Raw genomic sequence first — 8,564 nt, 5'->3', positions numbered from 1 at the left:
TGGGGGAGAGTGGCTATCGCTTGCGTAAGAGTATGGAATCTCAGGGAATGTTCCGTCCAGCTTCTTCTTGGCAGACACACCATTTAATTCCACAGGCAGTTTGGAAAGAAAATAAAGCATTTTTTAATAGTATTGGCATGAAAGGCAAAGGATTAGGCAGAGATAGTTGGACTAATGGTCTGTATATGCCTTCAACGGAAGCGGATGCTCGGGGCGCACTTAGAGAATTTTTCCATCAAGGGTCTCATGAAAAATACAGCAAAGAAGTAAGAGATGTACTGAAAGATATACAAGAAGAATTTAGGCGGGGAGAGATTACAGTAGCACAGGCAAGAAAACGCGTACAGGATTTACAAAAAAGTTTGAGAAAACGTTTGAGTAAATCTCTATCCGTTGGAGGATGCGCCTCTACCAACTCGCCCAAACGATTAGATTAGGAGGAGATTATGAAGAAATTAATGGTGTGGGGATACAGCGCAAAAAGTTTAGATGAATTGGCGAAAAGAAAAGTGCCTAAGGTTTCCCTAGGGGAAGTAGGGATATCAGAGATGTTCAATCCTAAAAAAACGCATCCTGATTTTGACTTTCCATGGAGTTGGTTCGTAAAGGGGCAAGAAATTCCTCCAATGCCTGAAAAGGTTTATGTATGCTTAAAAAAGGCAAGGGGTGTTACTTTTGATTTTCTACCTTATGGCTACAACTTCTTTATCATGTCAGCACGTTTTTGGGAATTTATTAAAAAATATGGGTTTAATTATAATTTTGGTATGAGCGAAGCGATTATTGTCAATACAAAAGGCGAGCTATTGACAAATGAAGTCTATTATTTGGTAAGAATAGTTAGTTGGGAAATTGAGGATGAAATTGTTTACCCGGATTTACGAAGAAATGAAAAAGGTTTTTCGCTGGAGGCATATACTAATTCGGATAAGGATATTTTGCTGTCTTCCAAATATAAGTATATGGAAGCATTTATGGTGTCAGAAAATTTAAAAGAAAAAATATTGGAAAACTTTTCTTTGCCTTTTCTTTATACTCTGAAGGAGTGGAAGGAACAAAATGATTATGAAATTATTGGCTTTGATAAATCTTAGTGAATATATTGCAGGAGTACACCTACAAAGGCAGCTACACCTATCTCTACACCGACCAAGACAGCTACGAACCGCTGGCGCAAATCTTTGACAACGCCAAAGACGGCAAACAATACCTCGCCTATTTCCACAACGACCAAATCGGCATCCCGAGGGAGATGACCGACATCCACGGCAATCTCTTATGGTACGGCGAATACACCGCCTGGGGTCGTCTGAAAAAGGATGAGCGGGTTTACAAGAACGCGCACCAGCCGTTCAGACTGCAAAACCAATACTTTGATGAAGAGACCGGGCTGCATTACAACCTGATGCGTTATTACGAGGCGGAGACAGGGCGTTTCATTAACCAAGACCCGATTGGGCTATTGGGTGGGGATAATTTATATCAGTTTGCTCCGAATGCGCAGGAGTGGGTTGATCCATGGGGTTTAGTTAAACTCGGGGGTGTTGCTCCCTATGGTTCAAAAAAACATGTAGGGGACAATCTTGATGCTCATGAAATGTTACGAAATGCCTTTATTAAGGATAGCCCTTTAACGACAATTACCAATCGTCAAGGAGCTAAAGGTAATCCGGCAATGGGGCTTACAAAAGATCTACATAGAGCGGTTCATGATGCAGAAGCTCGGCTAAGGGCTGCAAAAGGAATGGGAAGGAATGATTATTTTAAACGTGGTAAAGACGAAATTAGAATTATGTATAGAGCAATGCAGGAGGTCTTAGTTGAAAATAAAAAAGTTATTACACAAAATCAACTAAGACAAATGCGCAAACAGGCAATAAAATTTGCTAAAAAACATAAATGCTATTAAGGAAATTTAAATGTCAAAATTACTTTTTACTTCTTCTAAAACGCCACATAGTATTGGTTATATTGGAGGAGGAGCTGAACATATTCCGTTAGAATTATGGCCTAAAGTTCCAAATTCTGATGCCTATCAAACGCATCTGTTTACTCTTTATTCTGACTTTTTACCTGAAAATGTATTCCCTTGTAGAAATTATTATATCTCTGTTTTTATTTCCATAGAGGAGCATGCACTGGGAGGAGTAAAAGACTCTATTTCATCCAAATATACTGTTAATTGTCAGGATGATTTAATTTTACTAAATGATGGTTTTAGTTGTGCTGTTCTTTATGAAAGGGAACAAGATATCGGCAAGCAAGATTTAGGAAGTATTTCTTTGGAAAGAAAATTTTTTGAAAGACTTGATGAAGTTGATAAAGAAGCCGATGCGAAATACAATGAAATTGAACATTTATTCTTTGAAGATAATGGGATGGGATTGGATGCATCCAAAATTTTTGGTAATCCTTATTTTGAGCAAGATATAATATATCCTCCTCCTAAGTTTAATTTTTGCTTACAATTATTAGAAGAAGATATAGATAAAAAGTTACATATTTTTCAGAATGGTATTGGTTATTTTTATTATGACCAAAATGTTAAGAAAAAACTTCTATCTGGAAGTCAAGCAGGTATTTTCTTTATTCAAAATACTTAATAATTAACATGAAACCTTCAGTTTTAACTTAGCAAGCCGTAACCTGCACAAAACCTTCAGTCCTGACGTAGGGGGTGTGCGGTAAGCACGCACGCGGTTTCTGTTTTTTAGACGACCTCACTATCTTCTTTGAGGTCGTCTGAAACATTTGTTCTTTAACAATCTCATTAGCAGTTAACATAGAGGTTGTCTGAAAACCAACTTTCAGACGACCTCTGCCAAATTGCTACGACTACGACGGCTACGGCGATTTGACCCTAGCCTATTTCCACAACGACCAAATCGGCATCCCGCGCGAGATGACCGACATCCGCGGCAATCTTTTATGGTACGGCGAATACACCGCCTGGGGCCGTCTGAAAAAGGACGAGCGCGTCTATCAGCACGCGCATCAACCGTTCCGACTTCAAAACCAATACTTCGATGAAGAGACGGGGCTGCATTACAACCTGATGAGGTATTACGAGGCGGAGACAGGGCGTTTCATCAATCAGGACCCGATTGGGCTGTGGGGTGGGGAGAATCTGTATCAGTTTGCTCCTAATATACAAGGCTGGATAGATCCTTGGGGGTTGGCTAAAAATAGATATAGGGTTAGAAGTGTAGCGGAGGTTGCACAATTAAGAGCGAGATTTGATAGATCAGGAGGAGTGAGGGAGCGTTATCTCAAAAAACTAGCAAGAACACCAGAGGCTACTAAAACGACCTTTGGATGTACTGATGATGACATCGAAAAAATGAAGAAAGGTAAAGTGCCAGATGGTTTTGTTGTTCACCATAAAAAACCTCTTTTCCGTGGTGGAAACAATAGATATTCTAATCTTACATTAATGAAGGATGATTATCATAAAAAATATAATAAGATGTTGCATTGGTATGAGTCCGGTAATAACCCATATGGTTTAAATTAGGAGGAAATAATGTTTATAGTTTGTGCATACTGTGGTAATAAGTCTGAATTAACTCAGAATGATAAAGATTTTGTTAATCAAATGATGAAAACAGGATTAAAAGTTGTTATGGTAGAGTGCCCTGTATGCCATAACAGTACGGCTTATACCGAAGATTCTTATTTAAAATCAAAAATACCGGTAGAGGATTTTGTTATTAGGTGTCCAACGCAACATTGTACTGGTTGGGTTGCGCATATTACTGGTGATAATGAGGATTTTTTTGGTTGTGGAGAATGCTCAAATACCTGGAATACAAAAGAAGCTTTAGATAAAGATATTTCTAGAATTATCCAAAAATTTTCTTATAGGAAATCAGCCTATGTAAAGGAAAAAGGTGGCTGGGTAGGAGCACCCCAAAAAGAAGAGGATTCTAATTATGTAGATTTGGTTGAGCAAGAACCTTTTGAAATTTAAGTAAGAACGCAGTCTGGCTAAATATCTTTACCAATACTTCGATGAAGAGACCGGGCTGCATTACAACCTGATGCGCTATTACGAGCCTGAGGCGGGGCGGTTTGTGAATCAGGATCCGATTGGGTTGTGGGGTGGGGAGAATCTTTATTGGTTTGCGCCTAACACTCAAGAATGGATTGACCCATTGGGGGAGAGTGGCTATCGCTTGCGTAAGAGTATGGAATCTCAGGGAATGTTCCGCCCAGATTCTTCTTGGCAGACACACCATTTAATTCCACAGGCAGTTTGGAAAGAAAACAAAGCATTTTTGAATAGTATCGGTATGAAGGGTAAAGGATTAGGTAGAAATAGTTGGACTAATGGCTTATATATGCCTTCAAGCGAAGCAGATGCTCGAGGCGCACTTAGAGAATTTTTCCATCAAGGGTCGCATAAGAACTACAGTGATAGTGTAAGTTGCGAGTTGCAAAAAATAAGAGGCGAATTTCAACAAGGAAAGATTACAGCAGCACAAGCGCGAAAACGTGTACAGAATTTACAAAAAAGGTTGAAAAAACGCTTAAGTAAGTCTTTATCCGTTGGAGGGTGCGGATCTACCAACTCGCCCAAACGATTAGATTAGGAGGATATTATGAAAAAATTACTAGTATGGGGATATGCCCTACAAAGCATGGATAAAGCAGAAAAAATGGGGTTGCCACGAGTAAGTAGTGGAGCTGTGGGTATATCAGAGAAGTTTAACCCTAAGAAAACGCATCCTGATTTTGACTTTCCGTGGAGTTGGTTTGTAAAGGGACAAGAAATCCCGAAAATGCCTGAAAAAGTTCATGTCTGCTTAAAAAAAGCAAGGAGTGTTACTTTTGATTTTCTGCCATATAGTGACTTCTTTATTATGTCAGATCGTTTTTTGGAATTTATTAAAAAATACGGGTTTGAACATAATTTTGGTATAAGCAAGGTGGTTATTGTCAATACAAAAGGCGAGCTATTGACAGATGAAACCTATTATTTGATAAGAATAGTTAGCTGGGAAATTGAGGATGAAATTATTTATCCTGATCTAGGAATGGATGAAGAAGGTTTTTCGCTTGAAGCATACACTAATTCAGATAAGGATATTTTATTGTCTTCCAATCATAATTATTCAAGAGCATTTATGGTGTCAGAAAATTTAAAAGACAAAATATTGGAAAACTTTTCTTTGCCTTTTCTTTATTCTTTGGCAGAGTGGAAGGAATTGAACAATTTAGACAGTTATTGGGATTAATATAAATCAAAGAAGTGTTGGATGAACTTTTTCTATGTTAGCAAGCCATAGCCAGCAAGCTGTAGCCCGAACAAAACCTTCAGTCCTGTAGGGTATGTGCGGTACGCACGCACGCGGTTTCTGTTTTTCAGACGACCTCTACCAAATCCGCCTCCCCCGACAAAGAACGCCAAGACAAACTCGCCTGGACGAGCACCGACCCCAAACGCACCCACTTCGTCTGGGACGGAACACGATTACTTCAGGAGTACACCTACAAAGGCAGCTACACCTATCTCTACACCGACCAAGACAGCTACGAACCGCTGGCGCAAATCTTTGACAACGCCAAAGACAGCAAACAATACCTTGCCTATTTCCACAACGACCAAATCGGCATCCCGAGGGAGATGACCGACATCCACGGCAATCTCTTATGGTACGGCGAATACACCGCCTGGGGTCGTCTGAAAAAGGATGAGCGGGTTTACAAGAACGCGCACCAGCCGTTCAGACTGCAAAACCAATACTTTGATGAAGAGACCGGGCTGCATTACAACCTGATGCGGTATTACGAGCCTGAGGCCGGACGGTTTGTGAATCAGGATCCGATTGGGTTGTTAGGTGGGGAGAATCTTTATTGGTTTGCGCCGAATGTGCAGGATTGGATTGATCCCCTTGGTCTTGCTGCGGAAGGTACTTTAGGTACATATGGCAAATTGAAAGGAGGAGGTAATCAAGCACATGAATTTATTAGAAATAAGATGTTAGAATTGATGGGGGAGACTTCCGCAGGTAAACGATTAAGTGAAAACCCTAGTATCGCTGCGTCTCATGAACGCCATCAAGGTCGGGATAATTCAAATTCTATCCATAAAAATGAGAAAAGGCTCGCACAAAAACATTTAGGACTAAAATCAAAAAATCAATTTGAAACTTCAGTTTGTAAACGATCTGGTGTAAAACAAGGTAAAATTATGCCAAGTAAACGTCAAATGGATGTTTGGCAAGGAGCTATAAGAATGGCTGGGTATGGTCCATCAAGAGCTAGAAAACTGAGAAAACAGGCTCAGCAATATTTGAGATCTTTAGGGTATTAAATTTTAGGAGCTACTAAAATGTTAGGTGAATTAAAAATCATAGATGAATTTGCGGATAAATTTGATTTTCGAATGTTTGGCCCAGCTCTTTTAGAGAAAGAAGTTAGTTGGCCTGTAGATTATAATGGAAACCCTATGCTGTTCTTTATAGGTCTTCCTGCAAATTTATTAAATAAAAAACTAGATATTAACCTGTATTGTAATATTTTTATCACTTACGATCATGAAGATGATCAACATATATATGATTTGAGTGATAAAAATCCAGAGCCAAATAAAAGTTCTTGTGTAATTTTAAGTGATATTCGTTCTTCAAAAGTAAAAAAAATAAGCTGTATCGAACCTAGCAAAAAACTTTTAATCAGTGAGTCTGATGATGAGGTACCATACTGGCTACAAGATCCTATTCAGAAATCAAATATGTCATTTCAATTTCAAATATATGCAGGAGAGATAGATAATATGTTCCAGCAAGATTTTGGAGATGAGTTTTATTATTTTTTCTGTAATGAAAATTGTTCAGAAGGTAATGTTTTTGTTCAAATTACCTAATGAAATATATAGAAAAAGCAGCACCTAAGAAAACCTCCAATTCTGATATTTGTTGTGTACGGAACGCACGTACTCGGTTTCTGCTGTTCAGACTTACTTTGAGGCCGTCTGAAATATTGGTTCTTTAATAATCCGATTACTGATCAGTATCAAGGTCGTCTGAAACACAACTTTCAGACGGCCTTTGTTGTACTGTGTTCAACCGCCGCTACACCTACGACAAAGCCGGCAACCTGATTCAAAGCGCCGACCAAAGAAGCGGCGTACTCAATTGCGTCTACGACAAAATCGGACGCATTCAGGAAGCCCGCCAGATTGTTCCTAGATAATAGATATAGAAATTGAATGAAGGATATTAATTTATGGATAATTTCAAAAAAATTCTTGTGGATATACAAGATTTAATCAAATCTAGTAATGGAAACTTAATTAATTATGGAAAATCAAATTTTATTTTTAAAAAAAGATATGATGTTTCTTTAAATGAGATAAATGATTTTGAAAAAAAATATAAAGTCAAATTCCCTAATATATATAGAGAATTTCTTCTAACAGTAGGATCTTGTACTTTGTTTCAAGATGAGTTACTACCTGGATTCGATTTTTTAGCTCCTAACGAACTTTATGATTGGTCACAACAAGTTTTTGAAGGAACTGATTGTAATTTATTCCCTAATATCTTAATTACAATTTCCATTCCAAGAACTGGTGAGCAAGCTGGTTTCCTTCTTACAAAAGAAAATGAAAATTTTGGTGTTTTTTTTCCTGATATTCCTCCTGAAGAGTGGGAAGAGGATACTGAATTTGAAAAATTTGAAGACTGGCTAGAAAACTTGATGAAAGAAAAATTAGAGGAAATTTAAAAAATTTTGAATAACCAATTTTAAAAATATTTATCATTTAGCAAATCTAACAAAAATAACACCATGCCGTCTGAAAACACTATCCTAAACCTTTTCAGACGGCCTTTCTCGTTCTTTAACAATTCAACTTCTCACTACCGTTTACGGACGCGACGGCAAAAAACTGCGCGGTTTCGCCTACCGCAACCACATCATGGTCGAACACAACCGGCCCGACGGACTGGTATCCCGCTACGAATACGACCGTTACGACACCGACGGCAAAGTGCTCAAAAGCAGCAACAACCTCGGCGAAGAATGGACGTTCGACTACCGCAAAGACCATACCGTCGTTACCGACGCATTGGGACGGACGGAAGTGTACGGTTTCGACGAAAACCACGAACTTATCTACCGCATCGACGCCGACGGACAACGCAGCGACAGCGAACGCGACAGCTACGGCCGCATTACCGTAGAACGCGACCCCATCGGACGCGAAACCCGCTATCTCTACGATACCGAAGGCAACGTCATCGCCATCACCGCCCCCGACGGCGGCAGCACCCAAATCGACTACCACGAAACCCTCAACCTGCCGGTTGCCGTCAACGATCCCGCAGGCAGGATTACCGCCTACACCTACGACGGACGCGGCAACCTCATCAGCATCACCGATCCCGCCGGTTACACCACAAGCTACGGCTACAACGCCCGATGGCTGCCCGAAACCATTACCGACGCCTTAGGCAAAACCCGACGCCTACACTACGACACCCTCGACCAACTCGTCAGCTTCACCGACTGTACCGGCGAAACCACCCGCTTCGCTTACACCGAATACGGCGATCTCG

Annotated in this window: 8 protein-coding genes and 5 pseudogenes; all 13 read left to right on the top strand. The window is 39.9% G+C overall.

The window, feature by feature from the left end; all coding sequences use genetic code 11:
• Positions 1 to 437 (top strand): AHH domain-containing protein (locus tag KEM39_RS10085; protein ID WP_211709947.1); only part of this gene is annotated, 437 nt, incomplete at its 5' end.
• Positions 438 to 446: 9 nt separating this feature from the next.
• Positions 447 to 1,094, top strand: coding sequence for an Imm43 family immunity protein (locus KEM39_RS10080; protein WP_211709946.1), 648 nt, complete (start codon positions 447 to 449; stop codon positions 1,092 to 1,094).
• Between the two features lie 5 nt (positions 1,095 to 1,099).
• Positions 1,100 to 1,528, top strand: a pseudogene (locus KEM39_RS10075) (RHS repeat-associated core domain-containing protein); the annotation flags it as partial.
• A 391-nt stretch (positions 1,529 to 1,919) separates the two neighbouring features.
• On the top strand, positions 1,920 to 2,603 hold the full coding sequence (locus tag KEM39_RS10070) for a hypothetical protein (protein WP_211709945.1): 684 nt from the start codon (positions 1,920 to 1,922) through the stop codon (positions 2,601 to 2,603).
• A gap of 257 nt (positions 2,604 to 2,860) precedes the next feature.
• A pseudogene (locus KEM39_RS11675) lies at positions 2,861 to 3,181 on the top strand (RHS repeat-associated core domain-containing protein); the annotation flags it as partial.
• 342 nt (positions 3,182 to 3,523) lie between these two features.
• A complete protein-coding gene (locus KEM39_RS10060) occupies positions 3,524 to 3,970 on the top strand; it encodes a hypothetical protein (protein ID WP_211709943.1) in 447 nt (148 codons plus the stop codon).
• A gap of 31 nt (positions 3,971 to 4,001) precedes the next feature.
• Positions 4,002 to 4,160: pseudogene (locus tag KEM39_RS12090) on the top strand (RHS repeat-associated core domain-containing protein); the annotation flags it as partial.
• Between the two features lie 27 nt (positions 4,161 to 4,187).
• Positions 4,188 to 4,592, top strand: a complete 405-nt coding sequence (locus KEM39_RS11670) for an AHH domain-containing protein (protein ID WP_418030188.1) — start codon at positions 4,188 to 4,190, stop codon at positions 4,590 to 4,592.
• Positions 4,593 to 4,601: 9 nt separating this feature from the next.
• Positions 4,602 to 5,237 (top strand): Imm43 family immunity protein, encoded by a 636-nt coding sequence (locus KEM39_RS10050; RefSeq protein ID WP_211709942.1) that lies wholly within the window; start codon positions 4,602 to 4,604, stop codon positions 5,235 to 5,237.
• 161 nt (positions 5,238 to 5,398) lie between these two features.
• A pseudogene (locus tag KEM39_RS10045) lies at positions 5,399 to 6,316 on the top strand (RHS repeat domain-containing protein); the annotation flags it as partial.
• A gap of 18 nt (positions 6,317 to 6,334) precedes the next feature.
• A complete protein-coding gene (locus KEM39_RS10040) occupies positions 6,335 to 6,868 on the top strand; it encodes a hypothetical protein (RefSeq protein WP_107863936.1) in 534 nt (177 codons plus the stop codon).
• Between the two features lie 362 nt (positions 6,869 to 7,230).
• Positions 7,231 to 7,731: an SMI1/KNR4 family protein gene (locus tag KEM39_RS10035; protein WP_003743381.1), complete on the top strand. Its 501-nt coding sequence runs from the start codon at positions 7,231 to 7,233 to the stop codon at positions 7,729 to 7,731.
• Positions 7,732 to 7,924: 193 nt separating this feature from the next.
• Positions 7,925 to 8,564: pseudogene (locus tag KEM39_RS10030) on the top strand (RHS repeat protein); the annotation flags it as partial.

The sequence above is a fragment of the Neisseria sp. Marseille-Q1983 genome (assembly GCF_018224585.1).
Classification (GTDB): Bacteria; Pseudomonadota; Gammaproteobacteria; order Burkholderiales; family Neisseriaceae; genus Neisseria; species Neisseria polysaccharea.
This window is presented reverse-complemented; position numbering and strand designations above follow the sequence as displayed.

Bases quoted from the DNA above. Each gene is read 5' to 3' on its own strand.
- KEM39_RS10080 (WP_211709946.1), top strand. From the start codon at position 447: ATGAAGAAATTAATGGTGTGGGGATACAGCGCAAAAAGTTTAGATGAA.
- KEM39_RS10070 (WP_211709945.1), top strand. From the start codon at position 1,920: ATGTCAAAATTACTTTTTACTTCTTCTAAAACGCCACATAGTATTGGT.
- KEM39_RS10060 (WP_211709943.1), top strand. From the start codon at position 3,524: ATGTTTATAGTTTGTGCATACTGTGGTAATAAGTCTGAATTAACTCAG.
- KEM39_RS11670 (WP_418030188.1), top strand. From the start codon at position 4,188: ATGGAATCTCAGGGAATGTTCCGCCCAGATTCTTCTTGGCAGACACAC.
- KEM39_RS10050 (WP_211709942.1), top strand. From the start codon at position 4,602: ATGAAAAAATTACTAGTATGGGGATATGCCCTACAAAGCATGGATAAA.
- KEM39_RS10040 (WP_107863936.1), top strand. From the start codon at position 6,335: ATGTTAGGTGAATTAAAAATCATAGATGAATTTGCGGATAAATTTGAT.
- KEM39_RS10035 (WP_003743381.1), top strand. From the start codon at position 7,231: ATGGATAATTTCAAAAAAATTCTTGTGGATATACAAGATTTAATCAAA.